At 46.4% G+C, this 15,562-nt stretch carries 14 protein-coding genes and 1 pseudogene; 12 read left to right on the top strand and 3 right to left on the bottom strand.

Going from position 1 to position 15,562, the window contains the following annotated elements:
- Window positions 1-34 precede the first annotated feature (34 nt).
- From H065_RS0101815 to H065_RS0101775, 9 genes are all read left to right on the top strand, one after another.
- Window positions 35-1,327, top strand: coding sequence for an ABC transporter substrate-binding protein (locus tag H065_RS0101815; RefSeq protein ID WP_017811297.1), 1,293 nt, complete (start codon window positions 35-37; stop codon window positions 1,325-1,327).
- A 145-nt stretch (window positions 1,328-1,472) separates the two neighbouring features.
- Window positions 1,473-2,396 (top strand): carbohydrate ABC transporter permease, encoded by a 924-nt coding sequence (locus H065_RS0101810; protein WP_017811296.1) that lies wholly within the window; start codon window positions 1,473-1,475, stop codon window positions 2,394-2,396.
- 14 nt (window positions 2,397-2,410) lie between these two features.
- The gene (locus tag H065_RS0101805) at window positions 2,411-3,229 is read left to right on the top strand and encodes a carbohydrate ABC transporter permease (RefSeq protein ID WP_017811295.1); all 819 of its coding nucleotides are present in this window, start codon (window positions 2,411-2,413) and stop codon (window positions 3,227-3,229) included.
- Between the two features lie 616 nt (window positions 3,230-3,845).
- A complete protein-coding gene (locus tag H065_RS0101800; protein ID WP_017811294.1) occupies window positions 3,846-5,666 on the top strand; it encodes a glycoside hydrolase family 2 protein in 1,821 nt (606 codons plus the stop codon).
- 208 nt (window positions 5,667-5,874) lie between these two features.
- Window positions 5,875-6,804, top strand: coding sequence for a copper amine oxidase N-terminal domain-containing protein (locus tag H065_RS0101795; protein WP_017811293.1), 930 nt, complete (start codon window positions 5,875-5,877; stop codon window positions 6,802-6,804).
- Window positions 6,805-7,003: 199 nt separating this feature from the next.
- A complete protein-coding gene (locus tag H065_RS0101790) occupies window positions 7,004-7,540 on the top strand; it encodes an RNA polymerase sigma factor (RefSeq protein ID WP_017811292.1) in 537 nt (178 codons plus the stop codon).
- On the top strand, window positions 7,524-8,537 hold the full coding sequence (locus tag H065_RS0101785) for a hypothetical protein (RefSeq protein WP_017811291.1): 1,014 nt from the start codon (window positions 7,524-7,526) through the stop codon (window positions 8,535-8,537). The genes H065_RS0101790 and H065_RS0101785 overlap by 17 nt, the downstream gene beginning before the upstream one ends.
- A 183-nt stretch (window positions 8,538-8,720) precedes the next feature.
- The gene (locus tag H065_RS0101780) at window positions 8,721-9,782 is read left to right on the top strand and encodes a Kiwa anti-phage protein KwaB-like domain-containing protein (protein WP_017811290.1); all 1,062 of its coding nucleotides are present in this window, start codon (window positions 8,721-8,723) and stop codon (window positions 9,780-9,782) included.
- A 19-nt stretch (window positions 9,783-9,801) separates the two neighbouring features.
- Window positions 9,802-10,470: a KwaA family protein gene (locus tag H065_RS0101775; protein ID WP_017811289.1), complete on the top strand. Its 669-nt coding sequence runs from the start codon at window positions 9,802-9,804 to the stop codon at window positions 10,468-10,470.
- Between the two features lie 31 nt (window positions 10,471-10,501).
- Here the strand turns inward: H065_RS0101775 and H065_RS27625 are convergent, their stop codons facing one another.
- Window positions 10,502-11,050, bottom strand: a complete 549-nt coding sequence (locus tag H065_RS27625) for a hypothetical protein (RefSeq protein WP_152425777.1) — start codon at window positions 11,048-11,050, stop codon at window positions 10,502-10,504.
- A 211-nt stretch (window positions 11,051-11,261) separates the two neighbouring features.
- Between H065_RS27625 and H065_RS28095 the strand changes: the two genes are divergently transcribed.
- Window positions 11,262-11,468, top strand: a complete 207-nt coding sequence (locus H065_RS28095; protein ID WP_238557860.1) for a hypothetical protein — start codon at window positions 11,262-11,264, stop codon at window positions 11,466-11,468.
- Window positions 11,469-11,521: 53 nt separating this feature from the next.
- On the opposite strand, the gene hepT is transcribed toward H065_RS28095, so the two are convergent.
- Window positions 11,522-11,938 carry a type VII toxin-antitoxin system HepT family RNase toxin gene (gene hepT, locus H065_RS28055; RefSeq protein WP_026135983.1) on the bottom strand — a complete coding sequence of 139 codons (417 nt, stop codon included), beginning with the start codon at window positions 11,936-11,938 and terminating at the stop codon, window positions 11,522-11,524.
- Window positions 11,939-11,989: 51 nt separating this feature from the next.
- Window positions 11,990-12,343: pseudogene (gene mntA, locus H065_RS28050) on the bottom strand (type VII toxin-antitoxin system MntA family adenylyltransferase antitoxin); the annotation flags it as partial.
- 319 nt (window positions 12,344-12,662) lie between these two features.
- Between mntA and H065_RS24970 the strand changes: the two are divergent.
- Both H065_RS24970 and H065_RS0101755 read left to right on the top strand, forming a co-directional pair.
- The gene (locus H065_RS24970) at window positions 12,663-14,336 is read left to right on the top strand and encodes a PTS transporter subunit EIIC (protein ID WP_017811286.1); all 1,674 of its coding nucleotides are present in this window, start codon (window positions 12,663-12,665) and stop codon (window positions 14,334-14,336) included.
- Window positions 14,308-15,156: a PRD domain-containing protein gene (locus H065_RS0101755; protein ID WP_017811285.1), complete on the top strand. Its 849-nt coding sequence runs from the start codon at window positions 14,308-14,310 to the stop codon at window positions 15,154-15,156. The genes H065_RS24970 and H065_RS0101755 overlap by 29 nt, the downstream gene beginning before the upstream one ends.
- Window positions 15,157-15,562: the final 406 nt, after the last annotated feature.

The raw sequence follows: 15,562 nt of genomic DNA, 5'->3' as shown, positions 1-15,562 counted from the left end.
TCATCCATCTTAAAACATACAGGGAGGTCTTGTAATGAGAAGAAATAAATTTATATCGACTGGCATACTGCTGCTGTCTATCATGCTCGTATTATCCGCCTGCGCAGGAGGCAGCCAGCCTTCACAAAGTACCGAAGGCAAAGAGACCGGAGGCAAGACCAAAATCACGTTCTGGACACCATTCAGTGGTGGTGATGGTGAATTCATGACCGCTATGATTGATAAGTTCAATCAGGAAAATAAAGATATTCAGGTAGAGCAGCTGAGTAATCGTTCGGAAGATTATTATACCAAGCTGCAGACGTCCCTGGCTTCGGATCAGGCTCCTGATCTGGCCGTACTTCACTCCTCACGGATGCCGCAGTTCGTTCCATCCGGCTATGTGACACCGCTTGACGATCTGGCATCATCTGCCGGCGTTAAATGGGAAGATTTTAACCCGACAATTCTGGAATCGACCATCTACGATAACAAGCATTATTCCATTCCACTGGATACTCATGCGATTGTTATGTATTACAACAAAAAATATCTGGAACAAGCCGGTGTACTCAAAGACGGGAAGCCTTCCTTTGAGCAGTCTCCCGAAGGATTCACCGAATTCCTGACCAAGATCAAAAATGCGGTTCCGGCAGATGTAGCTCCGCTCGCACAGCCAAGCGTACGTATTGATGCCTACTGGATGTTCTGGGGATTCTATAACCAGCTGACCGGTGGAGGCAAGTTCTATGATGCCAACGGCAAAGCAGAACTGAATAACCCGGAAGCTCTCAAGGCACTAGAGTATGTGAACAGCCTGTATACATCCAAGCTGATTCCGCCAAATGTCAATGATGCCGTCAAACTGTTCCAGGATCAGAAAGCTGCAGTAGTCATCACTGGTGTATGGAGTACAGGTGCTTTTGAAAATATCAAAGGTCTGGACTTTGGCGTCGTGCCGATGCCGCAAATCTATGATCAACCGGCAACATGGGGAGATTCCCATACGCTGGCTCTTCCGAAACATAGCAAAGAAGATCCTGCCAAGCAACAGGCTGCACTAACGTTCGCCAACTGGCTCGCCCAGAATGGTGAGATGTGGGCCAAAGCCGGTCATATCCCGAGTGTAACCAAAGTACTGGATTCACCAGAATTCAAGGATATGCCATACCGCAGTGACTATGCGCAGTCTGCTGATTTCGTCAAATACTGGCCTCGTAACGAAAAGCAGGGTCAGGTGAACGATAATGTGATCAAAGAATTCGAGAAAATGATGGCAGGCAAGCAGGACCCAGCTACTACGCTGGAAAAATCAAATGCCGTTATTGACAAAACGATAGGCCAGTAAGCCTGAAGGAGAAACAGAGCGGAAAAGGCAGCTGCCGATTCCGCTTTCTCCATCTGTACGGACATTTTGCTGAGACAACGATACCGGTGCCACGCTGAACAAGCATAAGGTACCGGATTATATCTAAATAGAAGGGGGCATTATAATGGCTGTCAAATCCATTGCGCAGAAAAAAAGCATGACTATGGGCAGCAGAGGGCTGGCCCGCCAAGGCTGGGTCACCGGTGTCATGATGGTACTGCCCTATACCCTGTTCTTTCTACTGTTCTCGCTATTCCCGATTTTGTACGGACTGCGGGTCAGCTTTTATGACTGGTCTTTGCTGGGAGATAAGGAGTTCATTGGATTCCTCAACTATACAACACTGCTTCAGGATGAAGAATTCCGCGACAATCTGCTGCATACCGTATTGTTCACCCTCGTCAGTGTGCCTCTGATCTGTGGTGTCGGCTTGCTACTGGCAGTGCTGATCCATGGTATCCGGCGCGGACAGGCTTTTTTTCGGGCTGCTGTATTTATGCCATACGTATTATCCGTCTCGGTGATCTCCAGTATCTGGGTTATTTTTCTGCAGCCGTATAGTGGTCTGTTCAATCAGATTCTGCGTACGCTGGGTATTATCAATAGCGAGATTTTCTGGTTGTCCGAGCCGATGCTTGCCTGGGCTTCGATCATCATGTCCACGATCTGGTGGACAGTAGGTTTTGTATTTGTACTGTTCCTGGCAGGATTGCAGGATATTCCTGCTTCTTTCTATGAAGCCGGACAGATTGAAGGCGCCAATCGCTGGCAGACATTCTGGCATATTACTTTTCCGTCCCTATCCCGGATTACGATCCTGGTCGTGGTACTGCAGACGATTGCTTCTTTCAAGATCTTCGGACAATCCAAGCTGATCACTGGCGGCGGACCGGCAGGCGCTACCAAGACAGTCGTGTTTTCCATTTATGAGAACGGATTTCAGACGTTCCAGATGGGTTATGCATCAGCGATCGCCTTTGTGCTGATGATTGTTATTCTGGTTATCTCTGTACTGCAGACACTGATTCTACGCAAATTTGAATCCTAAGGAGGGACAGGCCAATGACAACAATGGACCGGGCGTATATGTATGTAAGCCGGATTGTAGCACTGCTGCTGGCTGTGTTTTTCCTGATCCCGATCGTCTGGATGCTGCTACTATCCTTCACTCCCGAAGGTCAGCCGATCTTCGGCGGCGGTTTTCATTTCTCGTTTGCCAATTATGCCAAAGTACTCAGTCAGGCACCAATCTTCGGCTGGATGGGCAACAGTCTAATTGTATCGGTTATCACTACAGCGATGGTATTACTGCTGTCTTCCATGGCAGCCTATGCCTTTTCGCGGATTCGCTTTCCCGGCAGCAAAGTACTCTTTTTCCTTTTCCTGTCGGCGATGATGATTCCGGCTGAAGCCACATTGATTCCACTGTACCTGTTTATGAGAGATATCGGTCTGCTGGGTACGCGCACATCGCTTATTCTGCCTGCGGTTGCAGGCCCGATGGGGATATTCATCATGAAGCAGTTCTTTGACGGATTACCCAAGGATCTGGAAGAAGCTGCCCGTATCGATGGTGCCGGTTTCTTCAAAATCTGGTATCGCATCTTCCTGCCGCTATCTCGTCCGGCACTCGCTGCACTGGGAATCTTCACATTTATAGGGGCGTGGAATGATTATGTATGGCCGCTGATCTCGATCTCGGATAAGGCATTCATGACGATTACCCTGGGACTGCCGATGTTCCAAAGCTCCTACGTGCAGCAGTATGCGCTGCCCATGACTGCCAATGCACTCGCCGCCGTACCGGTTCTGCTCATTTTCCTGCTGTTCCAGAAGCAGATTATCAAAGGGATTGCGTTCACTGGCGGGAAAGAAATGTAAAGGGGGTATCGGGTGCAGAAGTGCAGCCACTGCGGTTTGGGTGACGCAGATGGGGAGTCTTGGTGGACCGCTGCGCAAAGAGATTTGGTCACGTCCTCCGGTGGAGCCTGGAAATCTACGAATAGAGAGAGGCAGTCGATTTCCAGGCTCCAATGTCGTCCTTTGACCAAATTCTCTTTGCTTCGCTCCGTGCTAGATGTTTCCATTATTGCTATCTAGAGGGCGGGTGTCTGCACTTCTGCAGATAGGGGAGGGGCGGGTAGTAAGAGATAACAGACAAGAAATAACAGATAAGAGATACAAGATGATTTATAGTCTACTGTTCAGGAGAGCGAGGGAATGTTTGTTTGCTGAAAAAAATAAAATGGTTCGTATGTGGATTTACTAAAAAAGAACGAAGTTGGTTCATGTGCGGAGCGGAGGAAAGGGAATTCTGCCGATGACCGACATTTAAGAATGGAGATTTACCGCTGGAAGCGGTAGTTCAAAATCTCCATTCTTAACAGGAGGGAGTGGCAGAATCCCTTTTCGCAGCAAATGACCTGTACACCGCCCGCTCCTGTGCAGCATAACCAACACCACCCAACAATGATTTAAACCGAGGAGGCTATATGTAATGAACGTATCTGCTGAACAATCGACTACACATCATAATGAACTACCTATCGTCCCAAGACCGGAGTATCCGAGACCGCAGCTGGTTCGTGAACAGTGGATGAATCTGAATGGAAGCTGGGCATTTGCGTTTGATGATGAGCGCCGGGGAGACAGGGAGCGCTGGTATATGTCCGGTCAAGGAACATTCGATCGGCAGATTCAGGTGCCGTTTACTTTTCAGAGTGAACTGAGCGAGATTGGGGATACCGGGTTTCATGATCTGGTATGGTATCGCAGACAACTGGATATTTCGGCAGATTGGAATGGCAAAAGGGTGCTGCTACATTTTGGAGCCGTGGACTACAAGGCAACGGTCTGGGTGAATGGGAAATGGGCAGCATCGCATGAAGGTGGGCATACTCCATTTACAGCGGATATTACAGATCTGCTGGAAGAGCATAACGAAGTTGTTGTGCGTGCTGAGGATTATAGCCAGGATGTAACGTTGCCGCGAGGCAAGCAGTATTGGAAAGAAGATTCGGCCAGTATATTCTATACTCGGACGACAGGTATCTGGCAGACGGTGTGGCTGGAGCCGGTAGAAGCTGCATATCTTCAGCAGGTTAAATTCACGCCGGATATTGATACGAACGAAGTACGGATTCGATTGTTTTATCCAGAGACTGTACTGCAGCAGTCTGCCGTCTCAGCATTGACCGCGCGGCTAACTATTTCCTTTGCTGGAGAGCAGGTGACGCAAGATGAATTCCTGGTGAGCCATCCGGAGCATTTTCGTTCAATCGGACTTCATGATTTTAATGATCATGGATTGGGGCGGTGGTGGACACCGGAATCGCCGAATCTGTATGATATCCGTCTGGAGCTGCTGCAGGATGGAGCCATACTGGATCGGGTAGATAGCTATTTTGGCATGCGCAAGGTCTCAATTGAAAATGGCAAGCTCAACCTGAACAATCGTCCGTATTTCCTTCGTCTGGTACTGGATCAAGGATATTTCCCCGATGGTATTCTGACGGCGCCAACCGACGAGGCGTTGGTACGGGATATCGAGCTGACCCAGGCGATGGGCTTTAATGGAGTACGCAAGCATCAGAAGATGGAGGACCCGCGTTTTCTGTACTGGTGTGATCGCAAAGGGCTGTTGGTCTGGGGAGAGGCTGCCAATGCCTATAGTTACTCGGAGCAGTATGTTCGCCGTTTCCTGAACGAGTGGCAGGAGGTTATTGAGCGGGATTATAATCATCCTTCGATCATTGTCTGGGTACCGATGAATGAGAGCTGGGGGATTCCAAATGTACAGGTAGATCCGCGTCAGCAGCAGCACGGGCTGACTCTATATCATTTGACCCGTTCCCTCGATCCGACACGTCCGGTTATTTATAATGATGGCTGGGAGATGATGGATACCGATCTGGTGGCGATCCATGATTATGAATGGCGCGAAGAAGTGCTGACCGAGCGGTATGCGGATGTAGATACGGCTGTGAATGCGATGCCGGGCAGCCGCCGCATCTTCGTAGGTGGTGCCTCGTATCAGGGCCAGCCGATACTGGTGACCGAGTTTGGCGGTATCGCTTACAAGAAAAGTGATTGGGAAGGCTGGGGTTATTCGGGTGCAGACAATGATGAGGATTATCTCGACCGTCTGCAGGCGGTGATTCGGCCGATGCACCTGTCACCGATTGTACAGGGATTCTGCTATACCCAACTGACTGATGTAGAGCAGGAAATTAACGGTCTGCTCACGTACGACCGCGAGCCGAAAGTGCCGGTAGAGCAGATTCGGGCGATCGTGATGAATCAGCCGATGGAATCCTAAACCATCTAAAATAAAAAATCCTGCGGTACCTGCCTAATCAGGGTACTGCAGGATTTTATTTTGTCCAGTTCAATTGTCATTAGAGATAAGGAAGAAATAGTGAATAATGTATCATGTAAATACTGTCTTACTGGAAAGAGCACAACTTTTATTCATCTGCCGGAGTATATAGTAACGAAATCAAATTCATGACAAAGAAGGGATAAGATTGAAAAAGATTATCGCAGCTTCTATTGCAGCAAGTCTGCTGCTTAGCTCCACGTCTACATATGCGTCACCTGTTACGATTACTACCCCGGATCAGAAAACCATCTCTGGATCGGATGTACAGATTCGAAAAGGTAAAATGATGATTCCGATCCATGACCTTGCGAGAGCGATTGGGGCCACACTTTCCACAGATCCGGTTCACCACAAGGTTGCTCTGAAGAAATGGGGAGAGCGGTATGTATTCACTATTGGAAAAGCTCAGTATCGTATAAATAATCGGAATTCTGTCTCTGAGCTGAATGTAGTGGTACAGCAAATCAATGGACGCACGTATATCCCATCGGATTTTCTGGGATCGCTTGGATATGAGATTAACAGTAGTAACAAAGTACTTCGTATAGAATCTCCTCTGAGTACACAGGATAGCAAAACACTGTATCATGGGGATTTGGCTTCAGCCAGAGAACTAGTGATGCAACTGATAATGCAGATCCCAACGCATGGTGAACAACAACTGTTGGAGAATCATGAAGAATCCGAGGCAGTTGATAACCAATTTTTATTTCCCAAAGGGGAAGTTTTGCGAATGTACCATATCTATGGAGATGTCATATCTTTGATCGAATTCAAGGAGGACTTTCCGGTCATCACCTGGCAAGCTCGTCTTCCAAAACAATCCACAGATCATGTGAAAGATTTTCTGTCTTACAAGTTAAAGGAGAAGTGGGGAAGTGTCCCGTTAAAAAATAAAGATTATGTTTCTATAGAGAGTGGTTATTTTGGAGATAGCACTTCTATCGAGACTGGAATAATACAAGCTGGTAAAGGATATTACAGCACTGGACATGAGTATACAGTAGGCGGATCAGTAACAAGCATGGCGGGTAAGATCTCTTTTGTCATGCCAGAAGAAAAGCGTATAGATTGAAAATTAAAAACATGATAAAAATAGACAAGAAATTATTTTGAAAAATAATATGTAAGTCTGAAGATCTGCAGAGCTATTCATTAGCGAGCGATTTTCAGACTTATTTTAATTTATTCATTAAAAGATACAAAAAAGGGAACGGATAAGTACAGTTATTCGTCCTAAAAGGGAACGCATGATATAGAAGAGGGAAGGGGATATGTTGGACGACCGCCAATTGTTTGAAAGTTATAAAGAAAATGTATACTGCTATTGTCTCTATATGACCGGCAGCAAAGCCGATGCAGAAGATGTATGTCAGGAAGTCTTTGTCAAAGCCCTGCTTGCCAAACGAAGCGAGATCGAGAATGAAAAGGCATGGCTGATGCGTATTGCAGCCAATGAATGTTATTCCATGTTTCGTCGCCGCAGCAAAGGAAGGGATAAGGAAAGCAAAGCGTTCTGGTTGGGCTGGCCGCTACGGTCTAATCCTTCGGTGGAGAAATCATATGAGCGTCAGGAGACTGCAAGCGAGTTTGTAAAGCTGCTGGAACAGCTTCCCGGGAAATTACGGCAGGTACTGCTGCTGCATTACATAGGCGAATTAAGTCATACGGAAATAGCTGATGTGCTGAAAATTCCTGTGGGTACAGTAAAGTCCAGATTAAGCCGGGCTATAGCTAAATTGAAAAAGCTGGCGAAGCATACTGAAGTAACGCTGGAAAGAGGGAGTGATATACATGCGACCCGAGGATAAGGAAAAAGATGATTCACTGATCCGACATCAAATGAGTAAGCTCCGCGATGATTCACTAGATTATGAGTCCATATGGCAAAAAGTAGAACTTGAAACAAGAAGACGACAATCCAAATGGAATCCAGCAGAGGAAAAAACAATACGTTATAAACATAAATGGAAAGTGGTTGTCATGGGGCTAATAGGAGTATGTTGTATAGGGATCGTAGCTATTCAAATGGGTGGAGTACCATCAATCATGAATACTGTTTTGTCGACCCCATCTGTAGTACAAAAGATTGGAGCAACAGCAGAAGATAAAGGGATACAATATACAGTTGATACCGTTACATTCAAAAAATATACGGATCAGACGAATTATATTCAGCTAAAATCAAGCCTTAATGGAATAAAAAGATCGGACTTTAAATACGCTAAATTCAAGAAAAGTGTATTAACTGATCTTGAGAGTGGCAAGAAATTCAGCATTGCTGCTGACCAATTTACCAGCGCAGACGGATTGCAAGCTTCTACCGATATCATACTGGATAATATGAAACCAGGAGAACACCATTTTCGCCTGCAGTTAAGAGACCTTTATCTGATCGATAAGAAAGAAATTCCAATTGAAGGCACCATCGCACCCGGTAAAAATTATAAAATACCAGTCAATCCCCCACTATCTATCAAAGTAAAACAATTTGATTGGTCGAACGCTAATCAGAAGTTGATTTTCAAGTATGCTATGCTGCCAGATACTCCAGCAAATAATACGATTAAGCTAATGAGTGGGAGTATGGATGAAGCCAGTTATGTAATAGTAAAGTCGAAAGATGCAAGACCCGAGATAAATTCAATGAATGCAGAGCCAGATGGAATTAGGCAGGAATTCCACTTTTCTCCCATGACCGACCAGCAGCGTAACCAAGTGAAACTCTCCTATATTCAAGGCAGTATCGTGCAGCAAGTCAGTGGTTACTGGTATATGGATTTTTCTATTACGATTCCAGAGTACTAAGCATATTTTCTTTTGCAGAGCCCGGATGATGCAATTCCCCACATCCGGGCTTTTTCCTGTTACCCAAAATTTATTTTCGTTAAAAAAGGAAATTACAGGGATATTTTGGTAAAATATAAGTAGCCAGCTATCTTACTTTCACATGTACTTGATTACCAACTCATTCAAAGGAATGGTGAATAGATGAACATTAATGATCAGGATCATCCGGTCAATCGTCTGTCTGGGATGGAGACATCGGCTGAAGCAATGGAGCAGATAGGCTTGACCTTCTTTACGGTGCGCAAGCAAAAAGAAGCCGATCATTATTACCGTGCACGTGAAAGTGCCATATCGGCAGATGTACAAAACTGGCTGAAAAAGCAGATTATCTATGCTTTCCGTTCCTTTCAGCGGGAAAATGGCCAGGGTGAGGATGAATTTATGGTAAGCGATTACAATTTTGAGGTTCAGAAAAATGATACCCTGGCGATGTTGGAGCTGGATTCTTCCGAAGGTACTGTCTCCGAACGCAAGGAAGGATTGCTTTTTGCGCTGGAGCATCCCGACAGCAGCCTGGAAGATGCCAGTACCCATTTCCAGATGATTCAGATCCAGCTGGATAACGAGAATATCTACTGCTGCTTTTATCGCAAGCCCAAACGAAATATTGGCAAAAAGAAATTTGCCTTCAAAAATTCGGGTGAGCTCCAGTTTGCCGATAGTGAACTGCTGGAAATTGGTGGCCCAATCGACTTTTTCATTGTAAATAATACGATTTATATTTCCAGTCTGCGTCCATTCGAGTATGCTTTTGATTATCAGGATCATATTAACGAACTGCGGGATGAGAATCTGGAGCGAATTACGGCGCTGCCTTTTTTTGACGGAGAGGAATCGAACAAGGAAGAGTTTGAGGACAGCTGCCGTCAGTACTTTTATTCTCGCAGTCTGGCACAGATTCAGCCAGAGACCATCGAGGTACTGCAGCGTAATTTTGAAGACCGGTGCGAAGAACTCAAGCTGATCCGCCGCAAAATGCCCCCCAATGCCAAGCAGGCGGAAGCCTATCAGCGAAAATACCGGGCACTGTGGGAGCTCTATGATTTTATTGATCTGGACAAGTGCAAAATTGTCTTCCACAAAGATCAGGAACCCAAGACGCTGATCCAGTTCTTTTCCGACAAGATTGTTCAGTCTTTCCTGACCGGGGATTACGGGGTTGCTGTAAGTTATGAGAATGCGGCTGATGAGCCGAATGCATGAACGATAAGGAGGGAGCCATATGATGTGGACCAAAAGAGAGCAGGTGCTGATGTGGATTACCGCATATATCCCGCTCCTGATCGTCATGTTCAGCGGATTTATTTATCATAATGATCTGCTGCCTGCCGGACTGACCAAGGAGAAGCTCGAAGAGATGTTTACCCGCTGGTGGATCGTGGAGCTTGTCTTTCTCGTGACAGTGCTCCTGATATCGCTCGCATTGTATCGTCTCGTAATCTGGTGGTTGCTGCGCGGACTGGAAGAACGCCTGGCTGACCGGACGATTGGCCGGGAAGTATCGATTCGCCAATATGAGAAAATTAGTGTAAATGATTATACTTTTTTCCTGCTGACTCTGCTGCTGCCACAGATTGTGGTCGACTATTCATCGGTAGTGAACCTGACGGTGTCGATGTTTATTATTATTTTCATCATTACGGTGTATGTAAAAACCGATAGTATCGCAACCTGTCCACTGTTCTTTGTATCAGGCAGACAGGTATACCAGGGCGTTATCTCTAACCGCAGTCGCGATGAAGAAGAAGCTAACCCCGATGTACGGCTTAAGGCTGTATTGATCGTCCGTGAAAAAGATATGAATCTGGATATCAAATACCGGGCACAGGTGCTGGTCAGTAATGTATATATGATTCGGCCGGTATATAAAGGGGAGCAAGAAGATGTATAGTCTCCTGCTCCCGGTCTGTTCGCTAGTAGAGCTAACGAATCTCGATAGCGAATACAGCAGAGGTATCACCGTCAGAGTGTTGCGTATTTTTCTCCCTCCAGTGAGCTTCCAGTAAGTAGTAATAGGTGCCTGGAGCGGTCGGAGCAGTAAATTTACCGTCTTGCAAAGGAACGCTTACAAGATCATTATAATTGGATTGATTCTTTTCATTATCCAGCTGGTTCAGTACAAGAATCGCAGGAGCAGGTTCATAATTATAGTTGGCTTGAATACGGGTTCCCGCTGGCACAATTGCAGGTACCTTTCCATCCATCATTTGCGTGCCGCCTATATAATCAGCGCAGCCTCTGGACCAGCAGTAACTACTCTGTACCCAGGAAATAACGGTATCCCCAGCCATAATCGTTGGTGCCGGAGGCGTTCGGGTATTCCGATCAAGTGGAACACGTGTCGGCAACGTGTGGCTACCCGGCTCAAGAGGGATAGAGACTGGCGACATCCATAATCGTGATACCACTATCACACCCACAACAAGAATTATCAAAATACCTGCAAGGATCGGTATGCGTCTTTTTCTCATTATGCTCACCTCAACCTATCTGACGAATAAAATGGAAAAAAGTTACATAATCGAGCAAAGTACCTTATCACTAGAATCCGACTTGAAAAGCCAACTTCAATTTTCTCCATCTATTGTAGACTTCTGCCCATAGACATTATGAAGTTGAATACCATATATCCTGCACAGTATGCAGTATAAAACAGCATTTGAATAGAACATCATTCCTGCAATGAGAACAAATCGCACGGAACGCAGTAAAGGAAATAAGGGCAAAGGACGACATTGGAGCCAGGGAATCTACCGTCACTCCTATTTCGTAGATTCCCCGGCTCCACCGGAGGACGTGCCCTTATTCCTTTACGGAGTGGATGATGCCTACCCGTCTAACGATGATAAAACGATGTATACTTACAACTTCAGCCGCTTAGTCGCTTAGTCAAATCGTTGAATTCCCCTGTGCCTCTGTTCAACCATGCTACTGATACAACTTCAGCCCATTTGAGCCTTGTTCTTTACCTGCTCCAGATAACGCTCCAGATCCGGCAGCTGATGCTCGATCATTTCCTCCAGAATCTCCACTTGTACCGCCTGATAATCATGCATTGCAATATTGCGGAAGCCGACCATTGCTTTGAGACTGCGGCTTAGCTCACGGTCGATCCAGCCGCTGCGATGCAGCAGATCAAAAGCATCCCGGCTGCTCTGGGGAACGCCCAGCTGCTGTTCGGCAATGATATGCATCGCCAGATCCAGACATGCTTCACAGGCACGCTGCAGATTCAGAATAATCGAATCCTGCCGGGTAAAATTGTACAAATTGTCTGCGCTCCCCGCATACTCTTCATGAATGCGCTCGCTGCAGCGCCGAATCGTGGCGCTTTTATTTAAAAATATATCCTGGTTCATCGTTGTTCCTCCTGATCGATCGTATTGAATAATAGGCTGCCGCTGCTCATTCAGCAGGGCATAGTCCGTATAGGCTCTCATCCAGGCTAGCTGCCTGTGCAGCAGGTGTACTTCATATATAATCTGACCGGTCGAAGTGATCTGCATCTGAAATACAGTGCTCGCTTCCCGGAAGTCGATCAGATCCACATCCCGTCCGAGTAGATCTGCCAGATCCTGAGCCAGCATGAATCGCTGGTAGACCGATAGCCGTGTATTGGATAAATAGGCGATATCTACATCGCTGTCCGGCCGCATCTTTTCGCGTGCCGCCGATCCGAGCAGAATGATAGTGTCCGCCTCACATTGGTCTTTCAGGAAATGAATAATACAATTACGCTGCTCTTTGGTTAATCCGGTTAACATTCGAGTCCTCCTTTGCCATTCATCAGACTCTGCATATTCTGTGACAATATACCACGAAGGCTGTTCCGATCACAAACCAGTATAGGAGTGCCCGGCTAAACATATAACTCTGATATCCAAAAAATATATCATTGTATATACTCTGAAAAATACAAAGCGAAAGTTTGCAAGGATTGTCAGAAGCAGCAATCTAGCCTATACTACAAAGTTATTACTTTGTAACTCTTATGAAATTTTCAGAATATAGAAAATCGATTTGTGATCGAAAAATAAAAGACACATCTTATTCAGCGTCCTGAACAGTAAAGGAGGAATGGAGTTGCCCGACGAACCAAACCCATCGCCCTCCGCCAGGAGACGCGACAAAGGGAAACAAACGCGCGAGCTTGCCTCACTTCTGATAGAGCGATCCGGTGGACCGGATAACGTGCTGGATGTGGTTCACTGCACGACGCGTATTCGTTTTAAATTGAAAAACAATAATCTGATAGATGAAGCCGGACTTCATCAGATCCGGGAAGTACAAAATATAAACCGGCAGGCCGGACAGCTCCAGATCATTGTTGGTCCTGAACTGGTCTACAAAGTACACCGCCAGATCACACGACTGCTTCAAGAAAACCAGCAAAACTCACCTGTTACAGGTCAAACTTTAGCGCATGATATAACAGATTCATCGGAACATGGCATACCAGTCAAAGCACTGCAACCCTCCGATGACTCCGTCGCAAAAAATCAATCCGTATCGACTTCGCCTGTAGAGAAGCAGCCGATGGCAGCTGTTCATTATGAACCTAAAAATTCCGAAGTATCGGCGATGCAACCACCGCGTTCATGGACGGGGAGAATGGTACAGGGAGCCGCTGTGTTCTCAGATATTTTACTGCCGATCCTCCCACTGTTTATTGCAGCTGGTATTCTGCTTGGACTTGTAAGCATTGTTCAATCATCCGATACCGTCGCACCAGATGCTGTCTGGTTGCGGCTGTTACAGCTGTTGACCAGTTCTGCTTTTCAGGTTATCAGTGCACTATTTGGATATCATGCTGCCAAAAGGTTCGGCGGTACTCCGGCGATCGGCGCTGTGCTCGGGATTGCCATGTCCCGTCCGGATCTGGGGCTGCTCGTTGGTTCCTACAGCAGCACGATGCAGACAGCAGGTACACTCGCTTCACCGCAGTTCAGCTACCAGGGCTCCATGATTCCGATTATTGTCGCTGCACTGGTAATGGCCTTAATTGAGAAAGGGCTGCGTCGTATACTCCCGGCAGCGGCAGCTACATTGCTCGCACCAGGCATTAGCCTGATCACCGGCGGAGCGCTGGCGATTCTCGTTATTGGTCCGGCTGCCGTTTGGCTAGGCGAATGGGTCGGTCAGCTGCTGGAATATCTATTCATGTATGGAGGAACCGTATTCGGGTTTATTCTCGGCGGCATCTACAGCACGATTGTATTGACCGGTTTGCATCAGGGAATACAGGCGATTGAGGTGGGATTAATCTCCGATCCCCATGTAGGCGTGAATTTCCTGCTGCCGATCTGGTCGATGGCCAACATGGCGCAGGGTGGAGCAGGACTGGCTGTGTATCTGATGTCCCGCAGCAGTGAACTCCGGAAAATAGCCTTGTCCGGTTCCATTACAGCCTTTCTCGGCATTACCGAGCCGATTGCGCTGGGAGTCAATCTCAAGCTGGGTCGCCCTTTTCTGGGAGCGGCTATTGGAGGGGCTGTAGGTGGAGCTTATGTAGGATTTCATCATGTCGTCGCCAATTCGTTTGGACTGACGGGTATCCCGATGCTGGCGTATATTATTCCTTTTGGCGAAGTTAACTTTGTTCATTATATGATCGGCTTTTTGCTGGCAGCAGGGACAGCCTTTGTCGCTGCACTGCTGCTCGGTGTAGAGAAGCCGGCTTTCCGTTATCATCTTTCACACTTCATTCGTAAAGTCACAGGAGGACCTTATGAAAATCAAAAAGATTCTCAACAATAACGCCGTGGTCGTCGACGATCACGGACAGGAGAAGATCGTAATGGGCGGCGGCATCTCCTTTGAAAAAGGAAAAAATGATATCGTAGACGCCCAGCGTATCGAGAAAGTATTTATTCTGGAAGATCAGGAGCGCTATGGCTATCTTCAGGAAATGCTGCAAAAGCTGCCTGAAGAAGAAATAGCCGTCTCCGAAAGTATTATTTCCTATGCAGAACAAGAGCTGCAGGTATCTTTTAACGAGCATATTCATATTGCGCTGACTGATCATTTGTCATTTGCTCTGGAGCGGCTGCGCAGTGGGATGGTTATTCACAATACGTTATTGGAAGAGATTCGTCTTCTGTATCCAGCCGAATTCCAGATTGGCCTACATGCGAGACAATTAATAGCCCGCCGTCTGCAGGTTGATATTCCTGAAGACGAGGTCGGATATATTGCGATGCATATTCATACTGCCCGCATGAATGCGGGAGCCCAGGCAACGGCTGCAGGCATGGCAGCCATTATGAAGGATATTGTAGAAGAGATCGAAGACGTGATCGATCAGCCGCTAGATCGCAAATCATCTGCGTACGAACGATTAATGAGCCAGTTGAAAAGTATCCTCCAGGATCATCAACAGGATCAGCCAGGCAGTGAATTGGACCCAGAGATTATTCGAATCGCCATAGAGCGGTACAGCAGCATCTATGCACAGGTAGAAGAGATGTCGGCGCAGATTGAAGATGAATACGGCTATGTGTTGACCGAGAGTCAACGCGTATTAATCGCTATTGAAGTGAATCGTCTGCTGGACAGACTGGGACATTCTGCCCGTTAACTGCGCTGCCAATCAAATCAAAATCCTCTGTAAAACGATTGATTTCAAGATTGGAACTCATCCTGATACCAAATAAAGAATAACGTGCAGGTCTATTGCCCCATGATAATAGTATAAGATAGTTTGTGTTTTTCACCATAATATGGATAAAAAGTAGCGAGTAACCAAGCATGATTACAAAAATGTAAACTTTGAAACAGTGAAAATAAGACCAATTCGTGCAGAAAAACATGAAAAATTACAGAAATATCCTTTTTCGTCGATTTTTAAATTGGTTAATTCAGTCTATAGTGTCCTGAAGATCTGCCCTATAGAATAAATGTCAGCAACAGAATATCCGGGTGTGTTACTGGTAAAGCAGGCAAGACCTAAAAAACTCCGTGAGGAATCCGTACGGCAATCGCCG

It is taken from the genome of Paenibacillus shenyangensis, assembly GCF_000346635.1.
In the GTDB taxonomy this organism is placed as follows: domain Bacteria; phylum Bacillota; class Bacilli; order Paenibacillales; family Paenibacillaceae; genus Saccharibacillus; species Saccharibacillus dauci.
This window is presented reverse-complemented; position numbering and strand designations above follow the sequence as displayed.

Bases quoted from the DNA above. Each gene is read 5' to 3' on its own strand.
- H065_RS0101815 (WP_017811297.1), top strand. From the start codon at position 35: ATGAGAAGAAATAAATTTATATCGACTGGCATACTGCTGCTGTCTATC.
- H065_RS0101810 (WP_017811296.1), top strand. From the start codon at position 1,473: ATGGCTGTCAAATCCATTGCGCAGAAAAAAAGCATGACTATGGGCAGC.
- H065_RS0101805 (WP_017811295.1), top strand. From the start codon at position 2,411: ATGACAACAATGGACCGGGCGTATATGTATGTAAGCCGGATTGTAGCA.
- H065_RS0101800 (WP_017811294.1), top strand. From the start codon at position 3,846: ATGAACGTATCTGCTGAACAATCGACTACACATCATAATGAACTACCT.
- H065_RS0101790 (WP_017811292.1), top strand. From the start codon at position 7,004: ATGTTGGACGACCGCCAATTGTTTGAAAGTTATAAAGAAAATGTATAC.
- H065_RS0101785 (WP_017811291.1), top strand. From the start codon at position 7,524: ATGCGACCCGAGGATAAGGAAAAAGATGATTCACTGATCCGACATCAA.
- H065_RS0101780 (WP_017811290.1), top strand. From the start codon at position 8,721: ATGAACATTAATGATCAGGATCATCCGGTCAATCGTCTGTCTGGGATG.
- H065_RS0101775 (WP_017811289.1), top strand. From the start codon at position 9,802: ATGATGTGGACCAAAAGAGAGCAGGTGCTGATGTGGATTACCGCATAT.
- H065_RS27625 (WP_152425777.1), bottom strand. From the start codon at position 11,050: ATGAGAAAAAGACGCATACCGATCCTTGCAGGTATTTTGATAATTCTT.
- H065_RS28095 (WP_238557860.1), top strand. From the start codon at position 11,262: ATGAGAACAAATCGCACGGAACGCAGTAAAGGAAATAAGGGCAAAGGA.
- hepT (WP_026135983.1), bottom strand. From the start codon at position 11,938: ATGAACCAGGATATATTTTTAAATAAAAGCGCCACGATTCGGCGCTGC.
- H065_RS0101755 (WP_017811285.1), top strand. From the start codon at position 14,308: ATGAAAATCAAAAAGATTCTCAACAATAACGCCGTGGTCGTCGACGAT.